The sequence below is a fragment of the Vibrio sp. 10N.286.49.E11 genome (assembly GCF_041469505.1).
GTDB classification, from domain to species: Bacteria; Pseudomonadota; Gammaproteobacteria; order Enterobacterales; family Vibrionaceae; genus Vibrio; species Vibrio crassostreae_C.
The window spans coordinates 1-17,793 of the sequence record NZ_JBFRKQ010000041.1 but is presented as its reverse complement, the minus strand read 5'-3'; the positions used below and the strand labels follow the sequence as shown (position 1 = coordinate 17,793).

At 43.3% G+C, this 17,793-nt stretch carries 20 protein-coding genes; 10 read left to right on the top strand and 10 right to left on the bottom strand.

Going from position 1 to position 17,793, the window contains the following annotated elements; genetic code table 11:
- Position 1: 1 nt before the first annotated feature.
- Entirely contained in the window at positions 2-517 is a 516-nt protein-coding gene (locus AB4167_RS09325) for a regulatory protein ToxS (protein WP_102393250.1), read from the top strand.
- Positions 518-652: 135 nt separating this feature from the next.
- Positions 653-973, top strand: a complete 321-nt coding sequence (locus tag AB4167_RS09320; RefSeq protein ID WP_017062204.1) for a SelT/SelW/SelH family protein — start codon at positions 653-655, stop codon at positions 971-973.
- Between the two features lie 24 nt (positions 974-997).
- Here the strand turns inward: AB4167_RS09320 and yfcE are convergent, their stop codons facing one another.
- From yfcE to AB4167_RS09295, 5 genes are read right to left on the bottom strand one after another with little or no spacing between them, the layout of a single operon-like run.
- Positions 998-1,543 (bottom strand): phosphodiesterase, encoded by a 546-nt coding sequence (yfcE, locus tag AB4167_RS09315; protein ID WP_017068995.1) that lies wholly within the window; start codon positions 1,541-1,543, stop codon positions 998-1,000.
- A gap of 47 nt (positions 1,544-1,590) precedes the next feature.
- Entirely contained in the window at positions 1,591-1,998 is a 408-nt protein-coding gene (locus AB4167_RS09310) for a CBS domain-containing protein (protein ID WP_017062206.1), read from the bottom strand.
- Positions 1,995-2,345 (bottom strand): P-II family nitrogen regulator, encoded by a 351-nt coding sequence (locus AB4167_RS09305; protein ID WP_229647134.1) that lies wholly within the window; start codon positions 2,343-2,345, stop codon positions 1,995-1,997. The genes AB4167_RS09310 and AB4167_RS09305 overlap by 4 nt, the downstream gene beginning before the upstream one ends.
- On the bottom strand, positions 2,335-3,129 hold the full coding sequence (locus AB4167_RS09300) for a DUF1538 domain-containing protein (RefSeq protein WP_372136436.1): 795 nt from the start codon (positions 3,127-3,129) through the stop codon (positions 2,335-2,337). Before AB4167_RS09300 ends, AB4167_RS09305 begins: the two co-directional genes overlap by 11 nt.
- Positions 3,126-3,860 (bottom strand): DUF1538 domain-containing protein, encoded by a 735-nt coding sequence (locus AB4167_RS09295; RefSeq protein WP_081230915.1) that lies wholly within the window; start codon positions 3,858-3,860, stop codon positions 3,126-3,128. The genes AB4167_RS09300 and AB4167_RS09295 overlap by 4 nt, the downstream gene beginning before the upstream one ends.
- Positions 3,861-4,149: 289 nt before the next feature.
- Here AB4167_RS09295 and AB4167_RS09290 point away from each other — a divergent pair, with 289 nt between their 5' ends.
- From AB4167_RS09290 to AB4167_RS09265, 6 genes are all read left to right on the top strand, one after another.
- Positions 4,150-5,064: a TIGR01777 family oxidoreductase gene (locus AB4167_RS09290; protein ID WP_372136435.1), complete on the top strand. Its 915-nt coding sequence runs from the start codon at positions 4,150-4,152 to the stop codon at positions 5,062-5,064.
- A gap of 43 nt (positions 5,065-5,107) precedes the next feature.
- Positions 5,108-5,935 (top strand): SDR family oxidoreductase, encoded by an 828-nt coding sequence (locus AB4167_RS09285; RefSeq protein ID WP_017061923.1) that lies wholly within the window; start codon positions 5,108-5,110, stop codon positions 5,933-5,935.
- A gap of 396 nt (positions 5,936-6,331) precedes the next feature.
- The gene (locus AB4167_RS09280) at positions 6,332-7,186 is read left to right on the top strand and encodes a co-chaperone YbbN (RefSeq protein WP_372136434.1); all 855 of its coding nucleotides are present in this window, start codon (positions 6,332-6,334) and stop codon (positions 7,184-7,186) included.
- A gap of 197 nt (positions 7,187-7,383) precedes the next feature.
- Positions 7,384-8,313 carry an SPFH domain-containing protein gene (locus AB4167_RS09275; RefSeq protein ID WP_017063395.1) on the top strand — a complete coding sequence of 310 codons (930 nt, stop codon included), beginning with the start codon at positions 7,384-7,386 and terminating at the stop codon, positions 8,311-8,313.
- A 3-nt stretch (positions 8,314-8,316) separates the two neighbouring features.
- Positions 8,317-8,766: an NfeD family protein gene (locus AB4167_RS09270; protein ID WP_017061926.1), complete on the top strand. Its 450-nt coding sequence runs from the start codon at positions 8,317-8,319 to the stop codon at positions 8,764-8,766.
- A 319-nt stretch (positions 8,767-9,085) separates the two neighbouring features.
- Positions 9,086-9,265, top strand: a complete 180-nt coding sequence (locus tag AB4167_RS09265; protein WP_017061927.1) for a hypothetical protein — start codon at positions 9,086-9,088, stop codon at positions 9,263-9,265.
- Between the two features lie 64 nt (positions 9,266-9,329).
- On the opposite strand, the gene cueR is transcribed toward AB4167_RS09265, so the two are convergent.
- The 5 genes from cueR to zipA all read right to left on the bottom strand — a co-directional run bounded on the left by cueR (position 9,330) and on the right by zipA (position 15,534).
- Positions 9,330-9,722 carry a Cu(I)-responsive transcriptional regulator gene (gene cueR / locus AB4167_RS09260; RefSeq protein ID WP_048660873.1) on the bottom strand — a complete coding sequence of 131 codons (393 nt, stop codon included), beginning with the start codon at positions 9,720-9,722 and terminating at the stop codon, positions 9,330-9,332.
- 93 nt (positions 9,723-9,815) lie between these two features.
- Complete coding sequence (locus AB4167_RS09255; protein WP_372136433.1) at positions 9,816-10,622, bottom strand: DUF2057 domain-containing protein; 807 nt, start codon at positions 10,620-10,622, stop codon at positions 9,816-9,818.
- Positions 10,623-10,720: 98 nt separating this feature from the next.
- Positions 10,721-11,860 carry a porin gene (locus tag AB4167_RS09250; protein ID WP_048660875.1) on the bottom strand — a complete coding sequence of 380 codons (1,140 nt, stop codon included), beginning with the start codon at positions 11,858-11,860 and terminating at the stop codon, positions 10,721-10,723.
- A gap of 525 nt (positions 11,861-12,385) precedes the next feature.
- Entirely contained in the window at positions 12,386-14,398 is a 2,013-nt protein-coding gene (gene ligA / locus AB4167_RS09245; protein ID WP_372100960.1) for an NAD-dependent DNA ligase LigA, read from the bottom strand.
- A 92-nt stretch (positions 14,399-14,490) separates the two neighbouring features.
- Positions 14,491-15,534 (bottom strand): cell division protein ZipA, encoded by a 1,044-nt coding sequence (gene zipA / locus AB4167_RS09240; RefSeq protein WP_372129877.1) that lies wholly within the window; start codon positions 15,532-15,534, stop codon positions 14,491-14,493.
- Between the two features lie 229 nt (positions 15,535-15,763).
- Between zipA and cysZ the strand changes: the two genes are divergently transcribed.
- The gene (gene cysZ, locus AB4167_RS09235; protein WP_029235129.1) at positions 15,764-16,522 is read left to right on the top strand and encodes a sulfate transporter CysZ; all 759 of its coding nucleotides are present in this window, start codon (positions 15,764-15,766) and stop codon (positions 16,520-16,522) included.
- 237 nt (positions 16,523-16,759) lie between these two features.
- Entirely contained in the window at positions 16,760-17,728 is a 969-nt protein-coding gene (cysK, locus tag AB4167_RS09230; protein WP_017061934.1) for a cysteine synthase A, read from the top strand.
- Positions 17,729-17,793: the final 65 nt, after the last annotated feature.

The window sequence follows — 17,793 nt, the reverse complement described above, 5'->3', positions numbered from 1 at the left end:
CATGAAATTAAAAGTATCGATTATCTTACTGGTTCTATCGGCATTTTTGAGTGGTTGGCTATATTGGAGCAGCAATGCAAAAGTAGAGCGCTTGCTCACTCAGCATGAATGGCAGTCGAGAATGGTGACGCTGATTAGCGATAACAAGCAAGCTGACTCAATAGGCCCACTTCGTAGAGTTGAACTATCATCGAATGCGAAATACCTACCAAATGGTACATATTTAAGAATGTCAGTGGTTAGACTTTACGGTAATCAAACTGAGCCTGCGAATGTCATCAACATCTCTGAAACGGGTCAGTGGGATATTAACGATAACTACTTACTGATTTCGCCAACGGAGTTTAAAGATGTGACCTCGGCTCAGCGCCAAGACTTTTCAGAAGAACAGCTAGAGCTGATCACTCAAGTCATTAAGATGGACGCAGAGCAAAGCCGCCGCATAGATATTGTTAACCCGAAGGCACTGCTACTGACTAGCTTAAATCATGGTTCTACCGTATTGTTTTCAAACTAAGATTGGATCGCTATTTACTGTTTATGAATAGCTGAATACCATGAAACGGTAAACCAATAGAAAAAAGGGGCATGAAGCCCCTTTTTTGTTAGCCGTTGGTATCAAATTACGGATGTAGCATTTTAAGGATTAACCATGAAAACGGAACAACCTAATCTGGCGCCAGCGAAAGAGACAGCAACAAAAGCCACAATCGCGATACACTATTGCCGTCAATGCAATTGGATGCTTCGCTCTAGTTGGTTATGCCAAGAGCTACTGCATACCTTCAGCGAAGAAATTGAACAAGTGAGCTTACACCCAGACACAGGAGGCAGGTTCGAAATCTTTTGTAATGGTGTGCAGATTTGGGAAAGAAAAGCAGATGACGGTTTTCCAGAGGCGAAAGTTCTGAAGCAAAGAGTACGAAACATCATTGCTCCAGACAGAGATCTCGGCCACGTGGACTCAAAATAAGCCTTTCACAGCCGATCCAATGATTTAAAGCTGACCACTCACGAGAACATCACCTTCAAGGCTAATGACTTTGAAGGTATTGTTTTCATAGATGCCATAGCTTGCCGCGTGTCCCTCTCGTGGGAATGTCACCGAGCTAGGGTTAAAGATAAAGATGTCATCTTGGTATTCGGCGACAGGAATATGGGTATGACCGTGTGCAATGATATCGCCCGCCTTCAACGCAGGGCGTTTATTGGTGTTGTACAAATGGCCATGCGTTAGGAAGATACGCTGGCCTGATTCTAATAGCACCCACGAGTAATCCATCATCATTGGAAAAGACAACAACATCTGATCCACTTCGCTATCGCAGTTACCACGAACGGCAATGATCTCTTGAGAAAACGCATTCAACTTATCTGCAACCGCCGGCGGGTTGTATCCTTCTGGAATCGGATTTCTTGGTCCATGATTCAGAATGTCACCCAATAGAACTAAATATTGCGCACCAGATGCTTGGTAGAGTTCTAATACCTTTTCTGTTGCTGGCAGCGAACCGTGTAGGTCTGAAGCAAAAAATAATTTCACACGTACTTCTCCATAAAATTTATGAGCCTATTGTACGTATCTAAATGCTACACGTCATCTCTCGCCATACCATTGATCACGATATTATTGTAACTAACCATACCTACTATCTTGTTATCACGAACTACTGGCGCACGACTGATACCAAAGCGTTCAAACAGGCGAGCGCAATACTTTACGTTCATCTCAGCAGACACGCTTAGCGCTGGCTTGGTCATGATCTCATAAACATTGGTTCGCTTTGGAGATCGGTTCTTAGCCAGTACTTTCTTGGCAATGTCATTCATCAATACGATGCCGTATTCGTCATCTTCGTGGCGTTTATCGACAATGATTGCCTTCACTTTGTGCTTTTTAGCCATCTCTATCGCTTCTAACACCGTGGTTAGCCCATCGATAATCACATACGTATTGGCCATGACATCGCCTACTCGGATCTTTTCACTGGTACTCATAGCTCATCCTCCACAACCTTTGTTAACGTCTCGACTTGATGCGCAACCCCGACTGCGTCTTCAATATCGATCTGCACCGCTATACCTTGTCCTGACTCCTGGTCAAACTCGCCGACTTCGCCAATAGTTTCAAGAATATGCCTCGCTAAGTGTTCCTCAACCACAAACAGCAACACATCTTTTTGCACCTCTAACGTTAAGCCAAAGAAGGTAGTTTTTTGGTTTAAGCCCTGCCCTCTGGCATTATTAATCACGGTTGCTCCGGTTGCGCCCGCATCACGCGCGGCATCGAGCACACTGTCTGTCTTGCTCTCTTCTACAAACGCTAAGATAAGTTTAAAGCGCATCTTTGCTCTCCTTAGAGGTGTGTAAACGGTTTAACCATTGTGTTATTTGGGCATAGCTCATCACTGAAATAATCGGAAACAAGCTGGCAAAAGCGATCAATCCAAAACCATCAATGACAGGGTTTCTTCCTGGTACGGTTGAAGCAAGCCCAAGCCCGAGCGCTGTCACCAAAGGGACTGTCACCGTTGATGTGGTTACACCGCCCGAGTCATAGGCCAATGGAATAATGAGTTTTGGGGCGTAAAAGGTTTGAATGACCACGACGACATAACCAAAAATGATGTAGTAATGGATCGGGTCTCCAGCAACAATCCGATAGCTTCCAAGCGAGATACCAATAGCGACACCCAATGCCACGGCGATTCTCAGCCCATTAACACTGATACTGCCGCCCGAGACTTGATTCGCCTTAATTGCCACAGCAATCAACGAAGGCTCGGCTATCGTGGTGCTGAAACCAATACAAAACGCGAAAAGATAGACCCAGTAATAATCAAACCAAACCAAAGCAAGGCCAGAGCTGACCTTAAACTCAGTCAGGAAACTTGGCTCGGTCAGTTGCATGGCCATCGTCTCCCCTAAGGGAAACAGTGCAAGTTCCAATCCCATCAAGAAAAGAGACAAACCAAGGATGACGTAAAAGAAACCAATCAGCACCTTAGCTAAATTGTTCACAGGCTTACGTAATACCGCCAACTGAAAACCAAAGATGATCACCGCAATCGGAATTACATCCATCACGGTACCTAAAAAGGTGTCGATAAATTGCTGCACACTGATCATGTCACCACCATCCCATAAACCATGACAAACATCATCGGCAACAACGAAGCAAATGCAATCAATCCAAAGCCATCAATCATAGGATTTCGTCCTTTAATCGCCGAGGCTAACCCCACCCCCAGTGCTGTCACCAGTGGAACGGTGATCGTCGATGTTGTCACTCCACCAGAGTCATACGCAATCCCAATAATGTTTTCCGGAGCAAATGCAGTAAGCACCACAACTCCAATATAGCCACCGATGATCATGTACTGAATTGGCCAACCTTTTAAGATTCTCAGCACACCGAGTAAAATAGCGATACCGACTGACAGTGCCACTGTAAAGCGCAGGCCATCGGCATACTGCTCCATTTCATCTAACGTATTGGGGATTACACCTCCCTCAGCTGCCACTTCTGCGGCTTCGGCAGCGACTGCGGTTAACGCTGGCTCGGCTATGGTGGTACCAAAACCCAAACAAAAAGCGAAGATCAATAACCAGAACACACTCCCCTTTCTGGCAAATGCTTGAGCCATCGATTCGCCAATCGGAAATAACCCCATTTCAAGGCCAAAGATAAAGAAAGTAAGTCCAAAAACGACGAGCACTAAGCCGGTTAGAATAGATAAAAGATGAGGAAGTGGCTCTTGTAAGACAGCAAGCTGGAAGAAAGCGATTACCGCCACGATTGGCAATAGATCCCTCATGCTACCTAACATGGACCGAAACAAAGCAAGCACCGCCGTCATCGCAATTCCTTGTCGTTGGTTATGAATTAATAATAATCATGGCAAATCCTTATCATTGCTTATGTGACAAATATTACGCAGTTGGTAACATATCCGAGTAAAGTGCATAAGTGTGATAACGGTACACATCCTGACTTGATGAATTTAATTTCACTCCTTTGTAAATTGAAAAAGGCGTAATTTGGGCATCACACGATTGAAACCTTATGATCGTTATAGTGATTTTTTCGTATTGATTGGCGACTAAAAACGAGCCATGTCTATAATTATGTTTAATAGGGAGATTGGTATGAAGATATTGTTAACGGGTGGTACTGGATTTATTGGCTCTGAATTGGTCAAGAGTTGGAACACTGACGACGTGACATTGCTGACGCGGAGTCCTGAAAATGCGAAGCAAAACCTAAATCACCTCAACCAGAACAACCTTCATTACATTCAATCCCTTGATGAGCTCAGTGATCTCAATGACTTTGATGTGGTGGTCAACCTCGCGGGTGAGCCGATTGCCGATAAGCGTTGGAGTACAGAACAAAAAGAGAGGATCTGTAACAGCCGCTGGCACATCACTGAAAAGCTGGTCGAATTAATTCATGCCAGTAGCAACCCGCCACACGCTTTTATTAGCGGTTCAGCCGTGGGTTACTATGGCGATCAACAGCAGCACCCGTTTGACGAGTCACTGCAAGTAGAAGATGAAGGCTTTCCTCATAAAGTCTGTGCCCACTGGGAAGAGATAGCCAAGAGAGCACAATCAGAAAGCACACGCGTGATACTACTGCGAACAGGGGTTGTACTTGGCGAGAATGGCGGCGCACTCAAGAAGATGCTATTGCCTTATAAACTCGGCGTCGGTGGTCCAATAGGTTCAGGTGAGCAGTACATGCCATGGATTCACATTCTCGATATGGTGAGAGCCATCAATCACTTGTTGTCTATCCCTCACGCTCAAGGGGAATTCAATATGTGTGCCCCTCACCCTGTGACCAACAAACTGTTCAGCAGCACGTTAGCGAAACAATTAGGCCGACCGCATTTCTTATTCACGCCGAAATGGGCAATGTCGATTCTCATGGGGGAATCATCTTGTTTGCTATTTGACAGCATTCGCTCCAAGCCGAAGAAACTCACTGAGATGGGATTCATCTTTAGTTACTCAAGAATCGAGCCAGCACTAAAAAACTTGTTACAACATCAAGACTAATTCTTTACCCTAGAGCGATAGAGACTCTAATAAAGGATTAAGTGTGAACAAGTCGATTCTGATTACCGGTTGCTCAACAGGTATTGGCTATACATGTGCTCATGCACTTCAAAAGCGTGGTTTTCATGTCATTGCATCTTGTCGTGATCCACAAGATGTTCAACGCCTTCAAGATGAAGGCCTCACCTGTATTCAATTAGATCTTTCCAACCAAGAAAGTATTGAGCATGGCGCCAAGCTTGCTATTGATCTCGCACCTAATGGATTGTATGGATTATTCAATAACGGTGCTTACGGTCAAGCAGGTGCGCTAGAAGACTTACCGACCCAAGGACTCAGAGAACAATTCGAAACCAACTTCTTTGGTTGGCATCATCTCGTCTGTCAGATCCTTCCGCACATGCGCGAGCGTGGCGAAGGTCGAATCGTACAAAACAGTTCCGTATTAGGTTTTGCAGCCATGAAGTATCGTGGTGCTTATAATGCTTCTAAATTCGCGATTGAGGGTTGGACAGATACCTTACGATTAGAACTGCATGGCAGCGGTATACAGATCTCATTACTGCAACCAGGGCCAATTGAGACTCAATTTAGAACCAATGCCTTGAAAGCGTTCAATAAATGGATCAACATTTCTGGCAGCGCCCACCAAGACGCTTACCAACAACAAAAAGATCGACTCGAAAAAGAATCATCGAATAACGCTTTTGTCCTGCCTCCAGAAAGTTGTATTGAGCCGGTATTCCATGCTCTCACCGCCGACAAACCCAAGCTAAGATACCGAGTTACGACCCCGACTAAAGTGTTCGCGGTATTGAAAAGGATTCTACCGAGTCGCTTGCTAGACCCTATTTTGAGAAAAGCTGCATAAATTACTAACTTTGAATGCAGAGTCGCAAACTTTGATGTAACGATGTAATTTTTCCGTAACAATAAGATGTCATGATTATCCTATCCCATCAGTTATTCCCAATTGATGGTTCTACTCTGGAAATCTCATGACTTTAAACCGCCTTAATTGGGTAGGTGTGGGTCTGGCAATTACGCTGTTTATACTGTTTTGAGTATCTCACGCAACGCCTCACTGACTACCTCGATGATAACGCTATGCCTTCCATGTTGAGATAACAATTATATCAACATCGAAGCATAGCGTTTTTCTATTTTTGGTTCTTTTTATCCGAGATAACCGAGTTAGATCTTGAAGTTACCGACTAATCCCCCCATATTTGCAACGTATCCACAAAACAAACCTCAAGGAACGTAAATGCAATCTCCGCATATTGTTGAACTTAATGAGCAGAACTTTCGTCAAGTATTAGAAGGTTCGATGCAGACCCCTGTACTCATCCATTTTTGGGCACCAATGAGCCAAGAGAGCGCCCAAGTCATTCCTGAACTGCAAACTTTAACTCAGCAATACAACGGTGCCTTCACCTTAGCCCTGCTCAATTGCGAACAAGAGCAAGCTATTGCTAGCCAGTTTGGTGTTCAAACACTGCCTACTATTGCACTGTTTGTTAACGGTCAGCCAGTCGATGGGCTCGGTGGCCCTCAAAGCATAGAAGCTATCGTCGATATGCTCAGCAAGCACCTTCCTAGCCAAGATGAACTTGCTTTGCGTCAAGCTCTTGAGCAAATGCAAGCTGGCGAGCACACACAAGCACTAGCAGCAATGCAGCAACTCCCAGCAGAGCTGACGAATAAAGGTGAAGTAAAACTGGCGATCGCAGAGTGTTTGTTAGAAACGCAACAATTTGACCTTGCTGAAGCTCAGCTAGCAACCATCCCTCTTGAGTACCAAGACAACTATTACAAAGGCTTAGTCGCAAAACTTGAGCTTCACAAGCAGGCAGCCGACAGCCCTGAAATACAAGCATTAGAAGCCGCTCTTCAGCAAAACCCGAGCGACGCTAAAACGGCATCTGAATTAGCATTGCAATATCACCAAGTGAACCGCAGTGAAGAAGCTATGGATCTATTATGGTCTTTCCTAGCCAAAGATCTTAATGCTCTCGATGGTGACATGAGAAAAGAGTTCATGGACATCTTGAGTGCGCTTGGACAAGGTAACCCAGTTGCCAGTAAGTACCGTCGACAACTGTACTCTCTGCTTTACTAGTTAAACCTAAAAAGCGTTAGATTAAACATCGAAAATTGACAATTCAATCAATTAGTTCATCGCATAATAGAATGTAAAATGGGCCATAAAATCAATATTTTATGGCCCATTTCTCGTTTATAAATTTGCTCAGAATTTAAATATGAGCCAGTATCAATACTGAACTATCAAAAACTTAAACTTGCAAAGGACTTTGTATGCCTATTGATACCTTGATTACTATTGGCGTCTTTACTGCCGTCGCACTGTTATTTATCTTCGCTGGTGTAAAAACCGTTCCACAAGGCAACAACTGGACCGTTGAACGCTTCGGACGATACACACATACTCTCAAACCGGGTCTTAACTTAATCATTCCATTTATTGATAAAGTTGGACAGCGCATCAGCATGATGGAGCGTGTACTCGACATCCCAGCACAAGAAGTCATCTCTAAAGACAACGCGAACGTAGTTATTGATGCGGTGTGTTTTGTTCAGGTTATCGACGCCCCTAAAGCAGCTTATGAAGTAAATGACCTTGAGCACGCGATCCGTAACTTAACCCTCACCAATATCCGTACTGTACTTGGCTCAATGGAGCTGGATGAAATGCTCAGCCAGCGTGACATGATCAATACCAAATTGCTTAACATCGTCGATGAAGCAACTAATCCTTGGGGCGTAAAAGTTACGCGTATTGAGATTAAAGACGTACAACCACCAGCCGATCTTACCGCTGCAATGAATGCTCAGATGAAGGCAGAACGAAACAAACGTGCTGATATCTTAGAAGCAGAAGGCGTAAGACAAGCAGAGATCCTAAAAGCAGAAGGTCACAAGCAGTCAGAAATCCTGAAAGCGGAAGGTGAAAAACAAGCTGCAATACTTCAAGCCGAAGCTCGTGAACGTGCTGCAGAAGCAGAAGCGAAAGCGACAGAAATGGTATCGACGGCGATTGCTCAAGGCGACATGCAAGCTGTAAATTACTTTATAGCACAAGGCTACACCGACGCACTGAAATCAATTGGCCAAGCAGAAAACGGCAAGATCATCATGCTACCACTCGAAGCAACTGGCCTTATGGGCTCTGTAGCGGGTATCGCGGAGATGTTTGCACATAAGAATGACAAAGGTAGTAAGGACTAACTTATGGTCGAATTACTAGAACAAGTAAACCACTGGCATTGGTTAGCGTTTGGTCTAGCATTGTTAGCGCTTGAGCTAATTGGAACCGCTGGTTACTTTTTATGGATAGGCATATCTGCCATGCTGGTCGGTGCCCTATTAGGAGCATTACCAATTGGTTGGCAGATGCAATGGCTGTCCTTTGCTAGCTTCTCTCTTATTACCACTTGGTTGTGGTGGAGAAGACAACTCTCGAATGACAAGCAATCGGATGCAGGGCGAGAGTTAAACCAAAGAGAAAAGCAATTGGTAGGTCAAACCGTTATTTTAAGTGAAGACGTAAAGAAAGGTAGCTGTCGAATTAAGTTCGGTGACTCTTCTTGGTCAGCAAAGGCCAGTCAAGATATTCCATCTGGAACCGAAATTAAGATTGTCGCTTTAGACGGAATCGTTCTAATAATAGAACCTTTATAAACAAGAGCTATATGAAGCCTGCATTTTCAATAAATGCAGGCTTTTTCTATTTTTGAACCTTAATAATATTCGAATTATCATTGCGATAGATTGAATTGAAAAAAAAATAAGTTCTTATTTCGTAAAGCTAAAAAGTTTGATTAAGCTAAAAAGGTATAAGAAAGCCAGATTTCTTGCCCAAGATATATATGAATAATTAGCCTGACTCTCGCTTAATTATAATTATTAAAAATGTTAAGTCCGTCCAATTTTTGAAATTTTCTTTCCCTTGTCCATACTTTCATTTATCTCAATCAGAGATAAACCTAATGGAGTTTGTATGAGACATTTTTTAATCATTCTAACGGCTATTTTCAGCTTATCATTCGGAAGTGCTCTCGCGAGCAGTCAGTCTCCTGGTAACGGAAACATGGGGCCAATTGTAAAATGCTCAGATGGTAATGCAGTCACTCACGTACCATTGCTGATCTGTAAACATTACGGCGGAAAAGTGCTGTGATAGGAGACTAAAGTCAGGCTAGTAATGTAATTGCGGCCTGACGATTCTTTTTAGCTGACATAACCTAACTGCGGCCAGATAAATTGTTTAAGATAGGACATTCCGTTGAAGCATCACCAGGGCAATCATGAACCCAAGATTGCAGTTGAGCTTTCATCTTATTTAATTCAGCAAGCTTCAACTCTATTTCGTCTAACTTCTGCGTTGCCTTCTTTTTTACCTCGTAGCTTTCTCTATCGGGGTTCATTGCCAAATCAACTAGTGCTTTACACTCATCAAGGGTAAATCCAACCATTTTAGCTCTTAGTACAAACTCCAACTGTTCGATGTGAATCTCGCCGTATTGCCTATAGCCGTTTTCTGAACGATGTGGAGGACTCATCATGCCTTTACTTTCGTAAAAACGAATGGATTTCGCTGTTGTACCAACACGCTTCGCTACTTCACCAATATTCACAATCTTACCTGTAAGCCTAAAATGAAAAACCGCAGTACTGCTGTTATACAATACTGCGGTTGAAAAACATAGTTAGGGCGTAACGTTAAAGGCTTACTCTTGCTCTAACAACCAAATAATAGTTTGAGATTTTTCTTCACTATCTAGCTTGTTGAACCAGTATGAAACCATTTCGATCTCTTTTGAGCCTTCTAGTAATGCTGGGTTAGCGTTCTTACGGTTCTTGAATGCCCAATCTGTTACTGCAGATTGCTCTTCTTTGGTTGCTTCACCATACCAGTAATTCACCATCTCTTGTGCTTGTGATGCTTTTGGCTCTTCAGCAACTACTGCTGCTACTGGAACAGCCGCGACTGGAGCAACCGCGATAGCTGTATGATTATTTGCACCGTTATAAATTGTGTCGATATACGCCTTTGGTACGATAAAAGTCGTGCTCATGACTGAGTTTTGGCCTTCAAGCGTAAATTCTAAATTCTTTTGTCTTGCTTGCTGAATATCAGCGTCACTTAATGGAAACTTAATATATTGAGTCTTAGTACAGTGCTCGCTGCAGCTTTCTCTTGGTACTTGTCTATCTTCTAATTCTATCGTTTTACCAAAAAAACTAACCGTTTCGTACTCTTTGTAACTTTGGAAGTAACTCACGTCCATAGTAATTGAAGATTCTGGGGCAGTATTTGGTGTTACTTCTTTATTGTATGTAAAGTAAAGCGACGACTTGAGAATGTCTGCGCCTACATTTGCTCTATTTTCTGCTACGTAAGATTGACCGGTTACTTTAATGTAACCACCTTTGGGCTGCACATCAGCAACTGAGTCTGCAAAATTACTTTGTGAATCGAGTGAACTACAAGCTCCCAAAAATAATGATAATACAACTACACTAACTTTATTCATTATGACTAATTCCTTATGTTCACTATGGAAAAACGCTGGCAAACAAAATTTACCAGCGTTTTGATTTTTATCTAACTGTTTAAGCTAAAGATTCTAGCTTAGAAACCGTACTCAAGACCAACGCGAGTTACGATATCTGTATCAGCGTCACCAACAGTACGACCCGCTACACGTAGGTAAGGTACGAAACCGTTATGAACAGCCATTAGCTGACCAGAGATAGTGTTGCTGTCTGAGTTAGCATCTTTAGAACCATTTGTTTCAGACTCAAGGTTAGCTGCGTAACCTAGTTTGAAACCGATTGGACCATTCCAGTATTGACCAATGATTGAGTAAGAATCTTGAGTCACTTTACGGATTCCGTTATCTAGCTCTTCGCCTTTATATGCTGCTGCGATACCGAAACCAGCTGGTAGACTAGCTTCAAAACCTACGATGTATGCGAATGTATCGTCATCGTAACCAGCTACAGTATCAGTTAGGTAAATTTCACCTTTAGGCGTAGTTACGTTGCCGTTTGCATCTTTAATGTCTTCTTGAGCTACAACATACTCACCACCAGTCTCCGCTACTACACGAGTACCAGATTCAACCGCACCCATGAATGTTACTTTTTCGAAGCTGTACTTAGCACTTGCACCAACAAAGTTTGCATCACGAGTCGCTGCACCGCCACCGTTGTCGTTATCATCACGACCAACAGAAGCTGCAAAAGAGAAACCACCAAATTTAGCTGAATCGTAACGTACTTGGTTAGATTGACGATCGTAGTGACCGTTGATGCCGCCCCAATCGAATACAGAACCTAAACCAGGGTTAGAGAATGGCCAGTCGACGATTTCGTATAGTGGTGTAAGAACACGACCCACACGAAGGTTACCCCAAGAGCCAGAAGCACCAACGAACGTATCACGGAAACCTAGAACACCACCTGAAACGCCACCGTGAGACCAGTCTGTGCTATCTACGTAGCCAGATTCGATCTGCATTGTGATAGTAACGTCTTCAAACATATCTTTGTGAGCACGGAAGCCGATACGAGATTCGTTCTCTACTGCGTAACCAGAGCTAGAGTCATTGTTGTCAGTTGTGTTGTAGTTCACTAGAGAGATAGCTGCAACACCGTAAACGTCAACGTTGAAGTCAGAGTTGATACCAACTTCTTTCGCCATTACGCCTGTCGATAAAAGTGCAACAGATGCACCTAGTAGAGTACGTTTGAAAATTTTGTTTTCCATGGAATAAAACTCCTAAAAATGGATATAGCTGTTTGAATATTCCCCGCCTAAAGTTGGCCGCCGTAGAGAGAAATACCTTTTCTTGTTTGAGAACCCTAAACTCTGAATTCTCTATTTCCTTTCTGGTTATACACATCATGTGCATCCATGGCATTAAGACTAACTTCGCCCTCAAAAAGATCAATGAGAACTTAATTTTCATCTAAAAAAATATGAGTTGGTGCAAATTTAATAGGTACTTAGTGATCCAGATCGATAAATAGAAAAATCCTCACCAAAACAAAATCAACACCAATAAATTCAATAACTTGAGGTAATCATCACTTTGTAAAAATAGATATGACTCGCATTTTTTATACAACTACAATGGTATTTCATTAATATTGAGCAGCGTCACTGTCCTGATTTTAGAGTTCGTATAGGAACAAAATTCTCAACAATTAAAAAGCCCACATTTTTATATCAGAAACAAAAAAGGCACTCCCTTGAAATGAGTGCCTTTGAGCTTTTTTTATCTGTATTTACTTACGAAATAAGGGCTATTAGATCTTCTTCTGTTCTTATTTCGATACCTAAATCTTGTGCTTTAGTTAATTTAGAACCCGCAGCTTCACCGGCAAACAAGATGTCCGTTTTCTTCGATACGCTACCCGTCACTTTCGCACCTAATGCTTGTAACGCAGCTTTAGCTTCACTTCGACCTAATTGCGACAATGAGCCTGTTAACACAACGACTTTACCTTCTAATGGTAGCTCTTGGTCATCGGCAGCTTCTTCGATGATTGGCCAATTCACACCTAGCTCTATCAGCTGATCGACGACCGCTCTGTTTTTCTCTTGTGAGAAGAAGCTGGTGATATGGCTAGCAACGATGTCACCAATATCTGACACTTCAACTAATTGTTCATGAGTAGCTGCTTGAACCAGTTCCAACGTCTTAAAGTGTTGCGCTAAGTTCATCGCAGTCGCCTCACCGACTTCACGAATACCGAGTGAATAGAGGAAACGCGCTAACGTCGTGTCTTTAGCTTTATTCAACGCACTCACGACGTTCTGTGCCGATTTAGGCCCCATTCGGTCAAGAACAGTAATCACGCCAGCACTTAGCTTAAATAAATCAGCAGGTGTTTCGACCATTTCACGGTCCACAAGCTGCTCAATAACTTTCACGCCCAGTCCATCAACGTCTAGCGCCTTTCTAGAAACAAAGTGTTTAAGTGCTTCTTTACGCTGCGCCTGACAGACTAAACCGCCAGTACAACGCGCTACAGCTTCACCTTCTACACGCTCAACCGCAGAACTACATACTGGGCAAGCATCAGGGAAAACAATGTCTCTAGCCGTTTCAGGGCGACGATCTAGTACAACAGCCACTATTTGTGGAATAACGTCACCTGCACGGCGAATAATAACGCTGTCGCCTACCTTCACGCCTAAACGCGCAATCTCATCGGCATTGTGTAAAGTGGCATTGCTGACCGTCACGCCACCAACGAAGATAGGTTCAAGTTTAGCAACCGGCGTAATAGCGCCAGTACGGCCCACCTGAAATTCAACGTCATTGAGCAGTGTAATCTCTTCTTGAGCTGGGAACTTATAAGCAATTGCCCAACGTGGCGCTCGTGCAACAAAACCAAGCACTTCTTGAGCCGCGATATCGTCGACTTTGATAACAACGCCATCAATCTCGTAAGCCAGAGCATCACGACGAGTCATAATATCTTGGTAATAGGCTTTCACGTCTTCGAGAGAGCTCAGTTGCTTAGTCTCGGGGCACATAGGTAAGCCCCAACCTTTAAGCTGTAAAAAGCGTTGGTAGTGACTATTTGATAGCTCAGCGCCTTGTACAACACCGACACTGTATGCGTAGAAAGCTAGCGGACGTTTCGCAGTAATACGGGAATCAAGCTGACGCAGGCTACCTGCGGCGGCATTACGTGGGTTAACAAATACTTTCTCGCCTTTCTTCAACGCCATCTCATTCAACTTATCGAAACCCGCTTTTGGCATAAACACTTCGCCACGAACTTCAATACGCTGCGGCCAGCCTTCACCTTGTAACTTAAGTGGGATAGAGCTGATCGTACGCACGTTTTCAGTGATGTTTTCACCCGTCGCACCGTCACCACGTGTCGCAGCCTGAACTAAAATACCATTCACATAGAGTAGGCTAACTGCAAGGCCATCAAGCTTAGGTTCACAACAGAAAGTCTTGAGGTTAGCGGTTGGCGCTCTATCAGACATTCGCTTATTGAACGCATCCAAATCTTCATCAGAGAAAGCATTGTCCAGAGAAAGCATTGGGATCTCATGAGTCACTTGAGTGAAACCATCGAGAGGCTGACCACCAACACGTTGGCTCGGAGAATCTACCGTCACTAGTTCCGGGTTCTCTTCTTCGATCTTTAGCAATTGCTGCATTAATCGATCGTACTCGACATCAGGGATCTCAGGGCTATCTTCTACGTAATAACGAACGGCGTGATAATGCAGAGTTTCTCTTAACTGCTCTAAGGTAACTTGAATCGATTCTTTCATATCATTCTCTATCGTGATTGAAATATCAAAAAGGGCTCCCTTAGGAGCCCTTTTCTATAAATATAGATTATTTACAAGGCTAAACAATACGGCTAGGTATTCGATGCCGTCATAAAGTCTCTGATTTGCTTGCGGTAGTCAGATAAACGGTTTGGTGTCATTAAGTTGCGTGACTCATCCAACACGTTTCCGCCCATATCGTCGGCAATTTTCTGCGCCGTACTCAGCATCACATTGAAGTTTTGATCAGCTTGACCATAACAAGGCAACGTCATAAAGAACGAAATACCTTTAGTCGTGAAGTCAGCAGGATCATCATGTTCTAGCGTTCCTGGCTGCATCATGTTTGCAACGCTGAAAATAACCTTTGGTGCATCTGTAGATTGTGCAAAGCAGTGGTAGATAGACATCTCACCATAAGTTAAACCGTTGTTCTCCATGCTGCGGAAAAGTTCAGTACCAACGAATGGGATCTCTCCAGCACAGTGAACATTAAGAACGATCACTTCTAAACCAAGTTCTTCATCTGGTTTTGCTTCTTCAACAGTCGCACTTTGCGGAGTCACGACTTCTTTCGCTACAACTGGCTCTCTTTGAGTAAGCGTTTCGTTTGGAACGACTGGCTCATCAACTGTTTCAGAAGGCTCTTCAAACGAACCGTACTGCTCTTTAAAGCCGGCATGGTTTTCTTTTTGCTCGTCAGTCAACTCAAAGCTTGGAACTTCAGGCTCAACGTCCTTCTCTTCCTCAATCACTTCAGGTTCACTTTCAACCTTAATTGGGTCTTCTACGCTGAAAGAAGGAAGATCATTTAATTCGATATCATCTTCGTAAGCTTCTTTCGCTTGTGGCGCTGTTAGCGGATCTGAGTCGATCAGCGGATCAGTATCAGAGGGTGAAACAGCAAAATCCGGCTCTTTACGTTCTTTTCGGATTATCTCAAAATCATCTTCTGGGGCGAATGAACGGTTTGGAATAGTTTCTGCTTCATCTAAGCTGTCGTTATCAAGCTTACCGAGCGGCTTATCTCCAAACTTTGCTTTCCCTTCTTTTTTACTCGTCCATAGACCATGGAACAATAATGCGGCGATAGCTAATGCGCCAACAATAATGAGTACAAATCGCAATTCCTGCATTTTTCGCTCTCAGCTTTCTTAGTCAACTAGCTATAAACACGCTGTCACTAAGTTGGGTTAATTTGGCTAATCTCACTACTCTATCAAAAGTAGCCACTGTTTTAGAACAACTTAATACAATTAGTTCCTTACATGGTGTGATTTTCACCACGCTTTTTTTCTTAATTTCGGTCGAGTACACTAGACATGTTTGCTATTTAACCAAATTCACATGTGACCTAATTTAAATATGACTATTGAATCTGTTCCCCGCTCCGGCTTTGGCTATTTTATTTTCGGAATAAAAATCGCTTTATCACCGAGCATTCGTAAGTTTGTACTAATGCCACTTATCGCGAACGTGTTACTCGTTGGTGGTGCCTTGTTTTATATCTTCTCCAACCTAAACACTTGGATTGAAGGTTGGATTGGTGCATTGCCAAGTTTCTTGTCGTGGTTGTCATACATTTTATGGCCATTACTTGTGTTAACCGTCTTGGCCACATTCTCGTATTTCTTTAGCACGCTCGCTAACTTCATTGCCGCACCGTTCAACGGTTTACTCGCGGAAAAAGTTGAAGAGTTGTTGAGCGGTAAAAAAGTTAATGACGATGGTTTACTTGATGTCCTCAAAGATACCCCACGTATATTAGCGAGAGAATGGCGCAAGCTTGTCTACATTCTGCCAAAAGCGATCGGTTTATTCCTACTTTTGTTAATTCCAGCACTAGGGCAAACCGTTGCTCCGTTTTTATGGTTCATTTTCACAGCATGGATGTTAGCGATTCAATACGCCGACTACCCGTTCGATAACCATAAAATCAAATTTGATGACATGAGAAACAATTTGAAACAAAAACAAGGTAAGAGCTACAGCTTTGGCGCGCTTGTTTCTGTGTTCACTACTATTCCAATTTTAAACCTGATTGTGATGCCCGTTGCCGTTTGTGGCGCGACAGCAATGTGGGTTGCTGAGTTTAAAGACCAAGCTCTACGTTCTCGTCTATAGTTCTCGTCTCTAACCCTTTCTACACTTCCTAGTTTCGCCTATCTTTTTGAAGTTCTGATTTCAATAAAGATAGGCGTCAATTCTGCTACATATCTATATGATATAACTTTTTAATCCTTTTACCTTTTTTTCAACTTGTTTAATCTAAATTCAAGCTGAACAAACATCGAAAGACACTAGACGGTAAAGTGATTGATATACTACGTTTAGTTCTGTCATTAAATGAAGGAATATCGCATGAGCAAGATCTACGAAGACAACACCCTAACGATTGGTAACACACCTCTAGTCCGCCTTAACAAAGTAAGCAAAGGTAACGTCCTAGCTAAGATCGAAGCTCGTAACCCAAGCTTCAGTGTTAAATGTCGTATCGGTTCAAACATGATCTGGGAAGCAGAAAAAGCGGGTACGCTTAAGCCAGGTATCGAGCTTGTTGAACCTACCAGTGGTAACACAGGTGTTGCACTTGCATTCGTAGCAGCAGCACGCGGTTACAAACTAACGCTAACTATGCCTGAATCAATGAGCCTAGAACGTCGTAAGCTGCTTAAAGCGCTTGGCGCAAACCTTGTGCTAACTGAAGCACCAAAAGGCATGAACGGCGCGATTGCTAAAGCAGAAGAGATTGTTGCTTCAGACCCAGACAAATACCTACTACTTCAACAGTTCAACAACCCTGCTAACCCACAGATTCACGAGCAGACGACTGGTCCTGAAATTTGGGAAGCAACAGACGGCGAAATCGACGTGTTTGTAGCGGGTGTTGGTACGGGCGGTACTATCACTGGTACGAGTCGTTACATTAAAGGTGAAAAAGGCAAAGCGATTACTTCAGTCGCGGTTGAGCCGGCTGAGTCTCCAGTGATTGCACAGGCACTTGCAGGTGAAGAAATCAAACCAGCTCCACACAAAATTCAAGGTATCGGTGCAGGTTTCATCCCTGGAAACCTAGATTTAGAGATTATTGACCGTGTTGAATCGGTAACTTCTGAAGAAGCGATTGAGATGGCTCAACGCCTAATGAAAGAAGAAGGTATTCTTGCAGGCATCTCATCTGGCGCGGCAGTTGTAGCAGCAAACAGAATCGCCGAACTACCTGAATTTGCAGGAAAAACTATCGTTACTGTACTACCAAGCTCTGGTGAGCGTTACCTAAGCACAGCCCTATTTGCTGGCATCTTTACGGAAAAAGAGAACCAACAATAATATGTGGTCAAATCAATTTTTCGTCCAAAAAAGCCCCGTTTAGGGGTAATGCCGATCAGTTAAAG